At 46.0% G+C, this 15628-nt stretch carries 17 protein-coding genes; 7 read left to right on the top strand and 10 right to left on the bottom strand.

All coding sequences use genetic code 11. The features are described from left to right. Positions 1 to 104: 104 nt before the first annotated feature. From ACFO4O_RS09820 to ACFO4O_RS09845, 6 genes are all read right to left on the bottom strand, one after another. Positions 105 to 569: a hypothetical protein gene (locus ACFO4O_RS09820; protein WP_382407878.1), complete on the bottom strand. Its 465-nt coding sequence runs from the start codon at positions 567 to 569 to the stop codon at positions 105 to 107. Positions 570 to 670: 101 nt separating this feature from the next. After that, positions 671 to 1588, bottom strand: a complete 918-nt coding sequence (locus tag ACFO4O_RS09825) for a mechanosensitive ion channel family protein (protein ID WP_382407880.1) — start codon at positions 1586 to 1588, stop codon at positions 671 to 673. Between the two features lie 219 nt (positions 1589 to 1807). Further along, on the bottom strand, positions 1808 to 2005 hold the full coding sequence (locus tag ACFO4O_RS09830) for a hypothetical protein (protein ID WP_382407882.1): 198 nt from the start codon (positions 2003 to 2005) through the stop codon (positions 1808 to 1810). A gap of 145 nt (positions 2006 to 2150) precedes the next feature. Next, a complete protein-coding gene (locus tag ACFO4O_RS09835) occupies positions 2151 to 2327 on the bottom strand; it encodes a DUF1328 family protein (protein WP_382407884.1) in 177 nt (58 codons plus the stop codon). A gap of 161 nt (positions 2328 to 2488) precedes the next feature. Next, positions 2489 to 2812, bottom strand: a complete 324-nt coding sequence (locus tag ACFO4O_RS09840) for a BolA family protein (protein WP_382407886.1) — start codon at positions 2810 to 2812, stop codon at positions 2489 to 2491. 121 nt (positions 2813 to 2933) lie between these two features. Continuing rightward, positions 2934 to 3557, bottom strand: coding sequence for an alpha-ketoglutarate-dependent dioxygenase AlkB family protein (locus tag ACFO4O_RS09845; protein WP_382407888.1), 624 nt, complete (start codon positions 3555 to 3557; stop codon positions 2934 to 2936). A 58-nt stretch (positions 3558 to 3615) separates the two neighbouring features. Here ACFO4O_RS09845 and ACFO4O_RS09850 point away from each other — a divergent pair, with 58 nt between their 5' ends. Together ACFO4O_RS09850 and ACFO4O_RS09855 are read left to right on the top strand one after the other, a co-directional pair. Continuing rightward, positions 3616 to 4848, top strand: coding sequence for a methyltransferase (locus tag ACFO4O_RS09850; RefSeq protein ID WP_382407890.1), 1233 nt, complete (start codon positions 3616 to 3618; stop codon positions 4846 to 4848). A gap of 71 nt (positions 4849 to 4919) precedes the next feature. Next, on the top strand, positions 4920 to 5546 hold the full coding sequence (locus tag ACFO4O_RS09855) for a peptidylprolyl isomerase (protein WP_382407892.1): 627 nt from the start codon (positions 4920 to 4922) through the stop codon (positions 5544 to 5546). 50 nt (positions 5547 to 5596) lie between these two features. Here the strand turns inward: ACFO4O_RS09855 and ACFO4O_RS09860 are convergent, their stop codons facing one another. Next, positions 5597 to 6391 carry a DUF6671 family protein gene (locus ACFO4O_RS09860; RefSeq protein WP_382407893.1) on the bottom strand — a complete coding sequence of 265 codons (795 nt, stop codon included), beginning with the start codon at positions 6389 to 6391 and terminating at the stop codon, positions 5597 to 5599. Between the two features lie 412 nt (positions 6392 to 6803). On the opposite strand from ACFO4O_RS09860, the gene ACFO4O_RS09865 reads away from it, so the two are divergent. Both ACFO4O_RS09865 and ACFO4O_RS09870 read left to right on the top strand, forming a co-directional pair. Continuing rightward, on the top strand, positions 6804 to 8444 hold the full coding sequence (locus ACFO4O_RS09865) for an acetolactate synthase large subunit (RefSeq protein WP_382407894.1): 1641 nt from the start codon (positions 6804 to 6806) through the stop codon (positions 8442 to 8444). A gap of 10 nt (positions 8445 to 8454) precedes the next feature. After that, entirely contained in the window at positions 8455 to 9885 is a 1431-nt protein-coding gene (locus ACFO4O_RS09870; RefSeq protein ID WP_382407895.1) for an aldehyde dehydrogenase family protein, read from the top strand. On the opposite strand, the gene ACFO4O_RS09875 is transcribed toward ACFO4O_RS09870, so the two are convergent. The 3 genes from ACFO4O_RS09875 to efp form a co-directional block, all read right to left on the bottom strand. Continuing rightward, positions 9854 to 10636 (bottom strand): EAL domain-containing protein, encoded by a 783-nt coding sequence (locus tag ACFO4O_RS09875; RefSeq protein ID WP_382407897.1) that lies wholly within the window; start codon positions 10634 to 10636, stop codon positions 9854 to 9856. The genes ACFO4O_RS09870 and ACFO4O_RS09875 overlap by 32 nt on opposite strands. A gap of 139 nt (positions 10637 to 10775) precedes the next feature. Next, positions 10776 to 11762, bottom strand: coding sequence for an elongation factor P--(R)-beta-lysine ligase (epmA, locus tag ACFO4O_RS09880; protein WP_382407899.1), 987 nt, complete (start codon positions 11760 to 11762; stop codon positions 10776 to 10778). Between the two features lie 6 nt (positions 11763 to 11768). After that, a complete protein-coding gene (gene efp / locus ACFO4O_RS09885; RefSeq protein ID WP_382407901.1) occupies positions 11769 to 12338 on the bottom strand; it encodes an elongation factor P in 570 nt (189 codons plus the stop codon). Between the two features lie 36 nt (positions 12339 to 12374). Between efp and epmB the strand changes: the two genes are divergently transcribed. The 3 genes from epmB to ACFO4O_RS09900 all read left to right on the top strand — a co-directional run. Beyond that, a complete protein-coding gene (gene epmB / locus ACFO4O_RS09890; RefSeq protein ID WP_382407903.1) occupies positions 12375 to 13403 on the top strand; it encodes an EF-P beta-lysylation protein EpmB in 1029 nt (342 codons plus the stop codon). A gap of 352 nt (positions 13404 to 13755) precedes the next feature. Then, a complete protein-coding gene (locus ACFO4O_RS09895) occupies positions 13756 to 15285 on the top strand; it encodes a Fic family protein (protein WP_382407904.1) in 1530 nt (509 codons plus the stop codon). Positions 15286 to 15327: 42 nt separating this feature from the next. Then, a partial coding sequence (locus ACFO4O_RS09900; RefSeq protein WP_382407906.1) for a hypothetical protein occupies positions 15328 to 15628 on the top strand: 301 nt, incomplete at its 3' end.

The raw sequence follows: 15628 nt of genomic DNA on the forward strand, positions 1-15628 counted from the left end.
AAAAAGCGCAGCCAATGCCGCGCTTTTAACTTCTTGCTAACAATATAAACGTGCTGCTCTCAAGGTATGTGTTTCAAACAAATGAACACAGCACCTAAGCAGATTTAACGCTTATACGTTTTGAGTTCGCTCATGTCTTTAACCACCACATTTTCGCTGCCGCTTAGGCTCTGATAGGCCGAGGCAATCTGAGTGTGAGTCTCTTTGTCTTTTTCTGTGGTATACAGCACTGTAATACCCAGTTCCGCATCACTGCTTTGAGAAGCAGTGTCATTTTTGCTGCTATTAGCAGTATCACTTTCACTTGCGTGATACCTGACGAGCACCGGCTCTGCTATCCCCTCAATGTGCAGCTCCATGCGTGCTGAGGGCTCTGCAACATCAAACATTTTTTCAGTGTTTTTGTTTTTGAGTAATACACGGTCAGGCGTTTCGGGGCTAACTTGTGCCTGCGCACTTGAAGCGAACAGGGCCAAAAGCGCCGCAACTGAAATCATCTTGCTAGCCGCTACCGTAAATGCTCCAATTTTCTTAACCAGTTTTACCGATTCAGATTTATCGCTAATCATCGTTCTATCTCCTGTATATAATTGCCTAAAAATTAATGCTTAAAATAATCTGCAAAGCCTAAGCGCTGCGCTCATTAAGAGTTTGCGACCTTACTCAGGACTTACTCAGCGCCGGATTGTTGAGATTGTTTCTCGCTTAACATAGCGTTTAGCTTTTCGCCGCCTTTAATTCCAAAATCGAGTGTTCTGATGGGGAAAGGAATTAATATGTCGTTTTCAGCAAGCGTTTTGTGGACAATACTCACGCCACGATGTCTGGCCTGCATAAAGCTTGGCTCTCCTGGATAGTCAATCCAAAACCACACCAGCAAGTTTACACTGCTGTCGCCAAAGCCCTCTGCAAACACGTTTATTTCGTCTTTTTTAATAATCCAATCTTCTTTTTTTAGGGCATCGCATATCACATCAACCGCGTGCTCAATGTCATCGGCGTACGAAATGCCCACCGGAATTTCAATTCGTCGATACCCTTCATGGCTGTAGTTAGTAACAATATTGCGAAATAAAATTTTATTCGGAATGATTTCTAGCTGGCCAAAGAAGGTTTCAACTAAGGTATTTCGCAAATTGATTGCTTTTACCGTACCAAAAACGCCGTCGGCTTCTATCACATCGCCAATTTGGAAGGGTTTACGAATACCCATGGCGATACCGGCGATTAGGTTTTCGGTCATATCTTGGAAGGCAAATCCGATTGCCAAACCCACAATACCTGCCCCAGCAAGTAAGGATGTGACTGTCCCTGTGAGTCCAAGAAACTCAAGCGCGATGAAGATACCCGCAGTAAATACGATCACTTTGAATATGGCCGCGAGTAAATCAGCAATCTGCTTAGATTCGAACATTCGATGCAGCATAGTCGACATCAATCGACCTGCAATCCGTGCAAGAATGGCAAAAACAATCGCAATAACAAGGGCAACCACCATGTTAGGCAAGTGTTTAATTCCCATCTCAAGCCATGAATTTACTTTGTCGTAAATTAAGGTCCAAAAATTATTGAGTGCATCCAATTCCAAAATCGTATCCTCTTACTGCGCTTGATACTGCTAAGCGTTGTTTTCCAAAAATCTGAAATATATTTAAAAACTAAAAAACGAAGTATTAAAAGCGTAATGCCAGAATGTCTAAGCCTCGGCCTGCCATCTTTCAATTATTGGCTACAGTAGGCCATACTGCTCATGCAGAAGGTTTGACATAAAAAAGCCCCCGTTAGGAGGCCAGATTTAAGCTAACGCTTAACAGTCTTTATCTTTTGCGTCGGCGTTTTCTTTCACGTCTTCACATGCGTCTTCAATTGCATTACCTGCATCTGTGACGATTTCGTCAATCTTCTCGCCCGCTTCCTCTGCATCATTGTCTGCACATGCAGCCAACGAAAGTGCGAAAAATGCGGCAAGTGAAAATGTACCTAGTTTTTTAATAACATTTGTCATGGTTTCTTCCTTAAATGTGTTTAGCAATTTTTATTGCTACTGATGTAGTTTTGATCTTCTAATGTGCTTTGATTAGAGGCCCTTACTGCTTTCTGAAAAGGTAAAGGCCTCCGATGTCGATGTAACCAACCAATTAACAATGCAACTAGGCCTTCGGTGATTTACCTCTTAGCGCATTAGCCACTAGCGAAAGTACCAGTAGTACTAAAAACACAAAGAATAAAATCTGAGCGATACCTGATGCTGCTCCTGCAATACCGCCAAAACCAAATACTGCCGCTATAATTGCGATGATAAAAAATGTAATTGCCCAACCTAACATAAGTTTCTCCTTATTGAGTTTTTCATACGTTCGGTAGAATGGATGCGAAATACATTCCAATTAATAAGCCATTGAATTTATTGGAGAATGATAAATACGCAGCGTTTTTTGCTGCGTATTAGAGAAGGAATTACTCAGTGATAGGGAAGAAATTACCTGATTTAGGCCTGCTCGGCCTTGCTGCCGCCTAAACAATTTGGTGAAGCCGGCACAGCGCCATGCTTTTCTTGCCATTCGCTTGGTGTGTAAGTGTGAAGTGCTAGTGCATGCACCGGGCCTGCTAGCTGTTCCGACAACAATGAATTGATCATGCGATGGCGCGCTATCAAACGCTTGGTCTCAAACGCTTGCGAGACCACAGTCACTTTAAAATGTGTCTCTGAGTTTTCAGGTACTGAATGCATGTGGCTTTCATTTTCAACGTTTAACCATTGTATGGGCAAAGCATCCTGTAGTGTTGATTCGATTTGTTTCTGTACCTTCATTTTTAATCCTCTATGCTGTTGGTGAGGTGTTGTGTAGCTCTGTTCTGCCTTGCGTTCTTTGCTCTGCACCGCTCTGCTCAGCGTTGCCTTGGCTAAGTATCACGCATCAATCTGAATCGCTTTAGTTTGACGAGCCGTGAACATAGCGAAAGGTAAAATTAACGCGTTCAGTATCTACTCGCTTTGTTTTGCTAATGCCATGATGCCAAAACGTTTGCGTGCTGCCGCGCATTATGAGCAAAGAACCGTGATGTAAAACCACCCGCCGTTTTTCACCCGTTGATAAGTGTTTAAAATCAAAATTTCGACTCGCCCCTAAACTTACCGAGGCTATTACCGGCTGCTCGCCAAGTTCTGGCTCATTGTCAGCATGCATGCCCATGCTGTCTTGACCGTGCCGATATAAATTCGCCAACACCGAGTTAAATGGCGTGTCGCAGGTTTGCTCACAATAACGCTTGAGCTCAAGCAATTTTTTTTCCCAAGCTAGCGGCACCATTTTTATACCCGAGTAAGCATAGCTAGCATCTGCATCGCCATACCAAGCTTGCAGACGCGGTACTGGCACCGATTTACCGAACATGCGAATGTTAGGTTGAGACCACGCCAAGCGCTCAATAAAATGCTTGAGCAATTTGTCAGCGGTTTCTGCCTTTAGCCAACTTTGCAATAGCCACACATCTGCGTCTTGCATATTTAAGTTAACCCACTGCGGCCCTAGCAAGCTTTTTTGTTCCTGTTGCAAACAAAACCTTTTGGTCGATGTTACAATAGGCACATTGTACCACTGACAAAGTCATCCCTTGAACACCAATACCGAGTTTTCTATTTGTGGGCGTCAACTTCGCTTGCTGCGTTTTCCAGAACAAGGCGCACACTCATCGCTGCAGGCTTGGGATGCGGCCGATGAATTGTTGTTAAACCATTTATCAGAGCAAAACTTAATAGCCAGCAAAGGCATTGCGATTATTAACGATGATTTTGGCGCGCTTTACTGTGCGCTAGCTGATGCCTCTCCCTTGGTTTTCTCCGACTCATTTATGGCGCATACCGCCATAAAGCAAAATGCAAAGCGCAATGAACTATCCGCCCCATGGCTTTATTCGCCTTTAGCGCTGGAGCAAGCGCAGTTTACCCGTGAAGCACTACTTGATCCCTCCGCAGGTAGTCATGAACAGGCAACAAGCCCATTAAGCCTCGTCTTGATTAAAATTCCGCGCACCTTGGCGCTGCTAGAGCAGCAACTTATTGCGCTTAGGCAGCATATCACGCCGAATACCCAAATTATTGCAGCGGCAAAAGTTAAAAGCGTCACATCTAATGTACTGAAGATGTTTGAGCGCTACATCGGGCCTACTAAAACCTCTTTAGCGGTAAAAAAAGCCCGATTAATATTTGCCCAAGCGCTCAACAGCGACGACAACGCTAACCCTCTGAATGATATTAAAAGCCCTTTCCCGAGCGTTGTCACCGACCCGGCAATAGAGTTTTCGCTTTACAATCATGCTAACGTGTTCTGCCGAGACCAGCTCGACATAGGCGCGCGGTTAATGCTGTCACATTTACCGAGCCATTTCAGCGGAAGCTGCATTGACTTAGGCTGTGGTAACGGCGTGCTGGGTATTGCTATGATGAAGCAAAACCCTGATGCATCAATGGTATTTGTTGATGAATCTTTTATGGCAATAGCTTCGGCGAAATTAAGTGTTGAGCATGCATTTAAAGGCAGCGATAAATCAAAAAATATAGGCTTTGAGGTAAGTCACTGCTTACACTCATTATTACAGCGCTCTGCTGAACCGGTTGACATGGTGCTCTGCAACCCACCCTTTCATCAACAAAACGTGATCACCGATGAAATTGCTTGGCAAATGTTTTTAGACGCAAAACGTATGCTTAAACCAGGCGGCGAACTGCGCATCGTTGCTAATCGTCACTTAGACTACCCAAATAAGCTCAAACGCCTGTTTGGGGCTTGCAAGCTAGTGGCGAATAACCGAAAATTTGTGGTCTTGAGTGCAATTAAGCAGCGCTGATTAACTCATGCGAATACGGCTGCAGGGCCAGCAATAGCGCGCATTGCTCTGAAAATAAGAAGGAATACAACATGATGTCAAAAATTTACACCATTGTAGGCGCGGTAGCGCTATTTGTGTTGAGTGTAAGCATGGGCAGCGCCCAAGAAGTTGACCCAAGTAAGCAGGCCGGCTCAAAAATTCAAGCTGATAATTATTATCCCAGAGTCGCCCTTGATACCAGCATGGGAAAAATAGTAATTGAGCTTAATCGCAACAAAGCGCCGTTAACCGTGAATAACTTTTTGGATTACGTGCAGCGCAAAGAATACGATAACACCTTGTTTCATCGGATCATCGCTGACTATATTGTGCAAGGTGGCGGATACTCGCCTGAATTTAAGCAAAAAGAGGTAAAAGGTCCGGTACTAAACGAATCTGGAAATGGCCTAAAAAACAACTATTACTCCGTTGCCATGGCTCGACAAGACAACCCGCATTCTGCTACCCGCCAGTTTTTCTTTAATATGAATGATAATGAAAATCTGGACCCTGGGCGAAGTTGGGGATACACAGTGTTTGCTACGGTAGTTGAAGGCACAGAAGTGCTCGATGCCATGTCACAGGTAGAGACCGAATATCGACCGCTGATTCGCTTTCAAGACGTACCCAAAGAGCCTATTATTTTAAAAACTGCGACAATACTGCCGCCCCTCTAGGGCCTGAGTTTCCCCTTGGCGGTTGCCTGTTTTCTGGCGCAAGCTTGTTCTTACGGATTGCAGCTAAGGCAGTAAAAAGAAGGGGCGACGGCCTGTTCGTTTCTTTGCATGACAGTGTGGTCACAGTGGTCACATTTTGCCCTTGAACCAAGGGCGAGAGTGCTAGGCGCATGGCATAGCTCACACGGCAGTCCACTTTCTTTTTTATCAAATACAAAATTCGGATGCGCGCATTTAGGGCACAGCGCGCAAAGCCGCTTGCCTAAATCTTCTGCGGCCAATGCAATGTTCGTTTGCCGCGCTGGGCAATTCATCGCTCTGAAATCTGGCGCAAGGCTGATTGGAAAGCTATGGCCTTTAAGCGCAAGCAAAGCGGCATCGATTGACTGCAAGCCCTTACCAATCAAACCCGCGCCGCTTTGCTGACCTTCAAACACATGCCACGCCTGTGCGCCGTCAAACAGTTTATGGTGTTGTTTAAGCGCATCCATGCTATCGACAGTCCACACCGACAGCGGAAGGGGTTTAGCTACACTGGCAATAATTTCTACTGCATTGCTCTTGTCAACAAAGGCCAGTATCTCTTGATTGACTATTCCAAAACCAAGTTCTTCATTAAAACTGCCTTCGCTGCCAATGCCAGCGCTCAATCCGGTGAGTTCACAGGCCATGCGCGCTTTAATTAATGCGGTTTCTTTGGCTGATTTTGTTCGCGCTATGCGATTATCGAAGGTACCCAAGGTATCGGTATCAAAAGCATCGGTATGCACAATATCAATACCATAAAGTCGCTTAAATGCGGGGGCAATGATATCTTGCTTACCATGCTTGGTAAGAAATGCCACCGCGCTTGGCGCGTTTTTGTAAAGGGAAACCTTTGAACAGGCATGGGAGCTTGGCAATACGGTGGCTCTTTTTAATAAGTGATGGGCAGATGGTAGCAAATTTAAAATACCGCGCGCCAGATTTACTCACCTACTCGGCTAAAGTTCAGCTTTATCTTAGCGTAATTTGGAATATGTATTGTTCAAAGTGCATTTGATTTTTGCCTTGCTGCTCAATAGAGTGAGCAATTACAGTGATTAAGTACAGTGGGTAAATGCAGGAAGTCCATACTGCGAGCAAGTACGCAGGCCACTTATGAATAGTTATGTATTTTCTGGCGGCCATATTTAAACGGACTGACCTGCAGGCTCGAACAAAGTTACTTGCAGGGGTATTTACTAAAACGCACACATTCTCAAGAAAGGACGGTATATGAAAGCATCAGACTTAATGGTTAAAGCGCTTGAGGCAGAGGGCGTTGAATATATTTTTGGGATACCGGGGGAAGAAAACCTCGATTTACTTGAGTCTCTTCGTGGCTCCAATATTAAGCTCATTCTTACGCGTCACGAGCAGGGCGCAGGCTTTATGGCAGCAACGTATGGCCGGCTCACCGGTAAAGTAGGTGTATGTTTATCTACTTTAGGTCCGGGGGCAACAAACCTAGTTACACCAGCCGCTTACGCCCAATTAGGCGCGATGCCCATTCTTATGATAACCGGACAAAAACCTATTAAAACCAGTAAACAAGGGCGGTTTCAGGTTATCGATGTAGTTGACATGATGCGACCCATTACCAAATACACCACGCAAGTGGTAAGCGGAGACCGAATACCCTCGGTTGTGCGCGAAGCGTTTCGCCTAGCTAGCGAAGAACGCCCTGGAGCAACTCATATCGAATTGCCCGAAGACATTGCCGCAGAAGACACCTCAGCGCCTCTACTGACACCAAGTACCGTTCGCCGCCCAATTGCAGAGTACAAGGCGATTAGCGGCGCCATTGAAATGATTGAACAAGCAAAATCGCCGGTGCTTCTTATTGGCGCTGCTGCCAATCGAAAACTCACCGCAAAAATGCTCGGGCAGTTTATTGATAAAACCGGCATACCGTTTATCACCACGCAAATGGGTAAAGGCGTGATAGACGAATCGCATCATCTATTTATGGGTAATACCGCGCTGTCGTCTGGCGATTTTGTGCACCGGGCTATTGAGCGCGCCGACCTAATTATTAATGTAGGTCACGACGTGGTAGAAAAGCCTCCCTTTTTCATGCATGTTGGCGGGCAAAAAGTGATGCACATTAACTTTGAGACCGCTGCCGTCGACCCCGTGTATTTTCCTCAGCTTGAGGTCGTGGGCGACATTGCTAATAGTATTTGGCAAATAAAAGAAAGCATCAAACCGCAAACGCACTGGAAGCTTAAATTTTACGAGGATGTGAATGAGGCCTACACCAAACATCGCTGCGCGGCAGAGCAAGACGACCGCTTTCCTATATTGCCCGAGCGCTTGGTAAAAGAAGTGCGCGAGGCAATGCCCAAAGACGGCATTGTTACCCTCGATAACGGCGTTTATAAAATATGGTTTGCACGTAATTACCCGGCTAATTTCCCAAATACGCTGCTTTTAGATAATGCTCTGGCAACCATGGGCGCAGGTTTACCGTCGGCAATGGCTGCCAAATTGGTGCATCCAGACAAGCCCGTGATTACCGTATGTGGTGACGGCGGTTTTATGATGAACAGCCAAGAAATTGAAACCGCTGTGCGTTTGAAATTGCATATTGTGATTTTGATTCTGCGCGATGACGCTTATGGCATGATCAAATGGAAGCAGTCGAATATGGGCTTTGACAACTACGGACTAGACTATCAAAACCCTGATTTTGTGAAATATGTTGAGAGCTACGGCGGCATAGGCTGGCGGGTATCCTCGGCTAGTGAGGTGTCTGAGCAGATCAAAGCGTGTTTAGCCCAGCCAGGCGTGCATTTAATCGATATCCCAATCGACTACAGCCTGAATGACGAGACCCTAAACAAAACGATTCGCGAACTTAGCGCAAAGCTATAAGGAGCAATGTATGTTAGCCTCATCCTACCCTTACTATTTGGCAAACAAAGCAGTGTATGCCAACCAAGATTTGGACGTTACTAATAAGTACACCAACGAAGTAGCAACAAAAGTAGCGCTGGCAGACGCAAAGGTTATCGATAAGGCCATAAGCGCCGCTGACGAGGCGCAAAAGGCAATGAATAAGATGCCGCCCTATCAGCGCCAGCAGATATTAGAACACTGCGTAGAGGGCTTCAAAAAACGGTTTGATGAACTCGCGCATTCGCTTTGCATTGAAGCGGGCAAGCCTATCAAAGATGCTAGGGGCGAGGTAACGCGCCTCATCGACACCTTTAAAATAGCCGCAGAAGAAGCCGTGCGCATTAATGGTGAAGTAACTAATTTAGAAATTACTGAGCGCGCAAAGGGATATACTGGCATGTACAAACATGTGCCCATTGGTCCATGCTCCTTTATTTCTCCGTTTAACTTTCCGCTGAATTTAGCGGCGCATAAAATTGCGCCAGCCATCGCCGCGGGCTGCGCCTTTGTTTTAAAGCCCGCCAGCCGCACGCCAATAGGAGCGCTCATTATTGGTGAAATTTTGGCTGAGACCGACTTGCCCGAAGGCGCGTTTTCAATATTACCGTGCTCTCGCGACGGTGCAGATTTATTTACCACCGATGAACGTTTTAAGCTCTTGAGCTTTACTGGCTCTCCCGATGTGGGGTGGCAGCTAAAAGCAAAAGCAGGAAAAAAGCCCGTTGTGCTTGAGCTCGGCGGCAATGCCGCCTGCATAGTAGACGCCGACAGTGATATTGACGACGCCATCACGCGCATTATTTTTGGCGCTTACTACCAGTCAGGACAAAGCTGCATAAGCGTACAGAGGGTACTGATACATTCGAGCATTTACGAGCGCTTCAAAAACCAGTACGTAGAAAAGGTCAAAGCCTTGGTGCACGGCGACCCCTTAAGTGAAGATACCTTTATCGGACCTATGATTTCAGAGGGCGAGGCAAAGCGTCTTGAATCTTGGATACATGAGGCTGTAGATGCCGGCGCTAACTTGCTGTGTGGCGGCGAGCGCAACGGCGCCATGTTACGCGCCACGGTGCTTGAAAATGCACCTCGCGATACACAAGTCAACGCTGAAGAAGCATTCGGGCCGGTGTCTGTTATCAGCGCGTTCGATGACTTTGATGAAGCGCTAGAGCGGGTTAACGACAGTCAGTTTGGCCTGCAGGCCGGCGTATTTACTCGCGACATTTACAAAGCACATAAAGCATGGGACGAATTGCATGTTGGCGGCGTGGTCATTGGTGATGTGCCGAGCTGGCGGGTAGACAACATGCCCTACGGGGGCGTGAAGGAGTCAGGTCTAGGCCGTGAAGGTATTCGCTACGCCATTGCCGATATGACCGAAATTAAGCTGATGATACTGCGGACGCCTCAGTAGGAAGCAAAAGGGCTTTTATTGCGTCAAAATCTACCTCTGGCAAATGCTCAAAACCGGGCTTTGCCAGGTAGAAACCTTGAAAATATCTAAATCCTAAGTTGTATAAGACCTTGAGTTCTTCAGCGGTTTCAACACCTTCGACCACAATATAATTGGTTACCGAGTTAAGTAAGGCTCTCGTGTCGGTGACGATCCCGAGGCGACGCGCGTCTTTGTCTATGCCTTTTATAAGTGCTCGGTCCATCTTCACTGCGTCGGTGTGCACATCACACAAGAGCTTGATACCTGAATATCCCGCCCCGAAGTCGTCTATTGCAGTTTGAAAACCGCGGCTACGATAATCATTAATAATGTTGATAACGTGGTCTGGATTTAATACAGATTCATCTTCGGTAAATTCAAAAATGATGCGATCGGTTGGAAAACCAACCGCTTTGGCGGTATTGAGCGTTGTTTTGATGCATCGTGAAGGCTCATACACGGCGTTGGGCATAAAGTTAATCGACAAAAAACCTTGCAAGTTAAGCTTTGCGGCTAGCTCTATTGCTTTAACTCTGCACGATTGGTCGAGCCAATATAAATCTTCATAGGGCACAGCATCAAACACGCTTGCAGCCCCCTGCCCGTCGGTTTGTCGCACCAAGGCCTCATAACCGTGTACCGTAAAACTGTCAAGATTCACAATTGGCTGGAAAGCCATGGTGATGTTTACCGGCAGTTTTTTAGGCGTTTTACACTTGGTGCAGGTCATATGGAATGAGTACTTTAAATTGCGTTTCTATAATTTAGCATATCGGCAGGATTTCGCTTTTATTAAATAAATTTCAAAGGCTTATATAGACTAAAGACTAATAACTGATGGTTGATTGTTCGGTCTCCGTCTGAGTGCATTATGCACGAGTCTCGTCAAAGCTAATAACCTCTGAGATCGCATCTGCTTTCAGCGCGAGCATAATTAACCTATCAACACCTAAAGCGACACCAGAGCACTGAGGTAGTCCGTGCTCTAGCGCGCCTAAAAAACGTTCATCTATGGGTTTTGTAGGCAACTGTAAGCTCTGACGCAGCGCGTTATCTTGCTCAAAGCGTTTACGCTGAAGCTTAGCATCGGTAAGTTCTTCAAAACCGTTGGCAAGTTCAACGCTACGATAATAAAACTCAAAGCGCAGCGCCGTTTTACCGCAGGGGGCGAGTTTTGCAAGGGAAGCCTGAGAGGCAGGAAATTCATATACGCACACCGGATAGTCTTGCCCAATATTAGGCTCAATGCATTGCGAAAACAGTAACTGCAATATTGCATCTTGTAAGGCTTGTTGCTCATGGTTTGACTGCTTAAGCTGCAAAATATAATCACCAAAGCCCTTGGTGTTGGCCAATTCAACGAGCGTATCGAGAGTAACAGAAAGAGGGTCAATATCTAAGCTGTCAATAAATGCCTGCTGATAACTCATTTGCCTGATAGCGGCTCTCTCGCAAGGTAGCACATGCGCCAGTAAGTCGCTGACTTCAGCAATCAACTCATGCATGCTAAACCCAAGTCGGTACCACTCTAGCATTGTAAATTCAACATTATGGAGGCGGCCGCTTTCATCCTCACGAAAACACTTTGCCATTTGATAAATATCAGGCGCGCCGGCCGCTAACAAGCGTTTCATCGAAAATTCGGGTGAGGTTTGCAGATATAAAGGGGCATGCGTAGACGAAGAGCGCCGCTGTACAGGCAAGCCATTTAGGTAAACGTCGGTTATTGTGCCGGCGCAAAGCGCAGGGGTTTCAACTTCCATCACATTGCGCGCAGCAAAAAATGCGCGGATTTGAGACAAAAAAGCTGCGCGTTGGCGCAGCCTTTCAATGCTGGCAGAGGGTTGCCATTGCATATGCGCTTACTTCTGAGCGCGAGATGCGTATTCGCCGCTGCGCGTATCAACCTTGATCACTTCGCCCTGCTGCACAAACAGCGGCACACGTACCACAGCGCCCGTACTCAAGGTGGCAGGTTTGCCGCCGGTACCTGCTGTATCGCCCTTCAGGCCTGGGTCAGTTTCAACAATTTCTAGCTCAACAAAATTAGGAGGCGTGACCACAATAGGACTGCCGTTCCATAATGTAAGCGTGCATTCATCGTTTTCCACTAACCACTTTACATTCTCGCCAACTGCTTTAGCATCAGCAGCGATTTGTTCAAAGGTCTCGTTGTTCATGAAGTGCCAAAATTCGCCGTCGGAATACAAATACGAAAGCGTAGTATCTATTACGTCTGCACCTTCTACCGATTCGCCCGAACGAAACGTTTTTTCTAAGACTTTACCAGAAATCAGTTTGCGGATGCGCACACGGTTAAATGCTTGCCCTTTTCCGGGTTTCACGTATTCGTTTTCTAGAATTGAACAGGGCTCGCCGTCTAGCATCACCTTAAGACCTGCTTTAAACTCGTTAGTACTGAAATTAGCCATTAATTGTTCTGATCCTTTCGCTGGAAATAGATTTACATGCAGATAATACCTAAAAAAACCATTCCTGTAGAGATACCTTGGCAAAAAGAATTAGCACGCGCTTTTACCACGCCCGAATCTCTGCTGGCATATCTGCAAATTGATGCCGACAAATACCGCAGTCACTTTTCTGCCCGCGACTTGTTTGTTATGCGCGTGCCGCGACCGTTTGCCGACCTCATGAATGCTGGTGATTGGCACGACCCGCTGCTTGCACAGGTGATGCCGCGCGAGCAGGAGTTCTTTAGCCCACCAGGCTATAGCACCGACCCTCTTGATGAGCAAAGCAATACCACCCCAGGAATTTTGCATAAATACCTAAACCGTGCTCTGCTTATTGTAAAAGGTGGTTGTGCTGTTAACTGCCGTTATTGTTTTAGGCGTCATTTTCCTTATCAAGAAAACGCCGTAAGCAAACAAAAATGGCTTGAGGTGATGGCGTATATTGAGCGCGACAAAAACCTTGACGAAATTATCTTTTCAGGCGGCGATCCGCTGATGGCCAAAGACAGCCACTTGAAGTGGCTCGCTGAGCAAATATCAAAAATTAAACACATTAAGCGAATTCGCATTCACACGCGACTCCCCGTAGTCATCCCCTCGCGTATTAACACCGAATTTTTAGATTGGTTTGGCTCACTTGGCCAGCAAAAAATCATGGTGCTGCACATAAATCATGCCAATGAAGTAGGCGCAGGTTTAATTGAGGCGTGCGCTAAGCTGAAGAAAGCAGGGGTAACCTTACTGAATCAGGCAGTGCTGCTGCGCGATATTAATCACACTAGCGAGGCGCAAATTGCCTTGAATGAAGCGGTATTTTCAGCGGGGATCCTGCCTTACTATCTGCATTTGCTCGACAAAGTACAAGGCGCTGCGCATTTTGATGTGGGCGAAGAAGAAGCAAAAGTCATGATGGCCGATGTGATAAAACGTCAGCCGGGCTACTTAGTGCCCAAACTCGTTAGAGAAATTGCGGGACAGCCCGGCAAAACGCCGATTGATTTAGGGCTTCAGCCTAACACTTAAACTACGCATAAGTGGTTTTAGCAATACTTTGACTACCAATATGATGCAACAGGTAACACTAAGCGCAATTCAGACAAAGGGCATCACAAATACCGGTAGTGAATGCTGCGACACAAATTGGTATTGGCGCTCTGTTGTATGGCTCTGCTAAAGCATGTGTTGTTGTTAAATTAGCCTAATAAATCTGTTTCTTAAGTGCCCTCCTCAAGCTAATGAGCATTAAAGCCTAAAAACAATGAAGCATTAAAACCTATAAATAAGATGACATCAAAACCTATACTTGATATAACACTAAAACCTAGAGGTAATGATTGTTAAACATTCATTATCACGAGTAATGGCTGGAGCAGACATGAGGGGTGTATCACATAAGCTAGCAGATTCACTTGAGCAATTACAACAGCTTCAGGAGTCTGGGTTTGTTGCCATCCAGTCAAAGCAACTCAGCAGAGTGCATCGAGAGCGGCTATTGAAGCATGGATTTATTCGCGAAGTTATTCGGGGCTGGTACATATCGGCAATGCCTGATGAAAAGCCTGGCGACAGTACATCTTGGTATACCTCTTTTTGGGATTTTTGCGTCGCTTATTTGTCACAGCGATTCGACAATTCTTGGTGTCTTTCACCGGAGCAATCACTCAGTCTGCATATTGGCGATAAAACCGTGCCTCAGCAACTGCTCGTGCGCTCACCCAAAGGCAATAATAAACCCACTGCCTTTGTGCACAAAACCTCAATTTTTGATGTCAGGTTGAATCTGCCCGCCACAGAACACATTGAAAACCTTGAAGGGCTAAATGTTTACAGCTTAGCGGCAGCGCTTGTTTATTCGTCGGCGAATCAGTTTCAAAATGCCCCCATCCATATGCGTACAGCCTTATCGATGGTCACTGATGCATCCGACGTATTATCCGTTTTACTCGCGGGCAATCATAGCGTGATTGCCGGCCGATTGGTGGGGGCTTTTAGAAATATTGGCAGAGATCTAATTGCTGATAATATTTTAAAGGGCATGCAAGCGGCTGATTTGAAAGTGCAGGAAAAAGACCCATTCGCCGAAAAAGTACAGATTAGCCTTGGTCGTCGTGATGTCTCTCCCCATGTTAATCGCATGCGGTTAATGTGGGCGCAAATGCGTGAAAATATTATCGTGCACTTTCCAGAACAACCACACCAAACCATTGACATCGAAACCTACATGACCGAAGTGGAAGATAAATACGTCACAGACGCCTACCACTCACTCTCCATTGAAGGCTATCGGGTAACTCACGAATTGATTGAACTGGTTCGCTCTGGCAACTGGCAAGCTGAAGGTTCAGACGAGAGTAAAAAACACTTAGACGCCATGGCTGCTAGAGGCTACTGGGATGCGTTTCAAAAAGTTAAAATAGCTGTATTAGCAGTATTAGAAGGTAAGAACCCTGGCGATGTATTAGAACAGACGCACAGCGACTGGTATCTCGCCTTATTTGGCCCAAGTGTTGCCGACGGTATTATAAAACAGTCGGACTTGGCTGGTTATCGGTCAGGGCCAGTCTATATTCGCCAGTCTATGCACACTCCACCAAACAGAGAGGCTGTTCGCGACATGATGCCAACGCTGTTTGACCTTCTCGCGGAAGAGAAAAATGCAGCCGTCAGAGTGGTACTAGGACACTTCATTTTTGTCTACATCCACCCTTATTTTGATGGCAACGGCAGAATAGGAAGATTCATTATGAATCTAATGATGGCATCTGGTGGTTGCCCTTGGACAATTGTGCCGGTTGAGCGGCGCGATGAATACATGCAAGCCTTGGAAGCAGCCAGCGTCAAGCAGGATATTGTGCCTTTTACAAAGTTTTTAGCTTCACTACTTAAACCAGAGAACGGGTTATAGGCTTAGTAAACCGTTTCATATTGACTTTCGAGGTGGTCTGCTTTGTATCCCAGCCAAAATGTTACGTGCACGGGAACATCCGTTCAGCCTGCGATTACAACGTTTTCCGAGCGCAATGAGTACACCTACGATAGTTTAGCCCGTTTATATACAAAAGACGTTACGATTGATGACGAGACCTTCACGCATCGGTATTATTATGACCGTTACAGCCGCCTAAGAGATAAAGATACGCCGTATGGTCAAGCATACAATTATCAATATGATGCTGTGGGCAACTTACAGTCTATCTATTACTACTATGAAGAGAAGATATGGGAAGCGCAAAAATACAATAAGCGCG

Source organism: Glaciecola siphonariae, assembly GCF_042652645.1.
GTDB lineage: Bacteria > Pseudomonadota > Gammaproteobacteria > Enterobacterales > Alteromonadaceae > Glaciecola > Glaciecola siphonariae.

Bases quoted from the DNA above. Each gene is read 5' to 3' on its own strand.
- efp (WP_382407901.1), bottom strand. From the start codon at position 12,338: ATGGCTAATTTCAGTACTAACGAGTTTAAAGCAGGTCTTAAGGTGATG.
- ACFO4O_RS09895 (WP_382407904.1), top strand. From the start codon at position 13,756: ATGAGGGGTGTATCACATAAGCTAGCAGATTCACTTGAGCAATTACAA.
- ACFO4O_RS09855 (WP_382407892.1), top strand. From the start codon at position 4,920: ATGATGTCAAAAATTTACACCATTGTAGGCGCGGTAGCGCTATTTGTG.
- ACFO4O_RS09820 (WP_382407878.1), bottom strand. From the start codon at position 569: ATGATTAGCGATAAATCTGAATCGGTAAAACTGGTTAAGAAAATTGGA.
- ACFO4O_RS09875 (WP_382407897.1), bottom strand. From the start codon at position 10,636: ATGACCTGCACCAAGTGTAAAACGCCTAAAAAACTGCCGGTAAACATC.
- ACFO4O_RS09865 (WP_382407894.1), top strand. From the start codon at position 6,804: ATGAAAGCATCAGACTTAATGGTTAAAGCGCTTGAGGCAGAGGGCGTT.
- ACFO4O_RS09840 (WP_382407886.1), bottom strand. From the start codon at position 2,812: ATGAAGGTACAGAAACAAATCGAATCAACACTACAGGATGCTTTGCCC.
- ACFO4O_RS09870 (WP_382407895.1), top strand. From the start codon at position 8,455: ATGTTAGCCTCATCCTACCCTTACTATTTGGCAAACAAAGCAGTGTAT.
- epmB (WP_382407903.1), top strand. From the start codon at position 12,375: ATGCAGATAATACCTAAAAAAACCATTCCTGTAGAGATACCTTGGCAA.
- ACFO4O_RS09830 (WP_382407882.1), bottom strand. From the start codon at position 2,005: ATGACAAATGTTATTAAAAAACTAGGTACATTTTCACTTGCCGCATTT.
- ACFO4O_RS09835 (WP_382407884.1), bottom strand. From the start codon at position 2,327: ATGTTAGGTTGGGCAATTACATTTTTTATCATCGCAATTATAGCGGCA.
- epmA (WP_382407899.1), bottom strand. From the start codon at position 11,762: ATGCAATGGCAACCCTCTGCCAGCATTGAAAGGCTGCGCCAACGCGCA.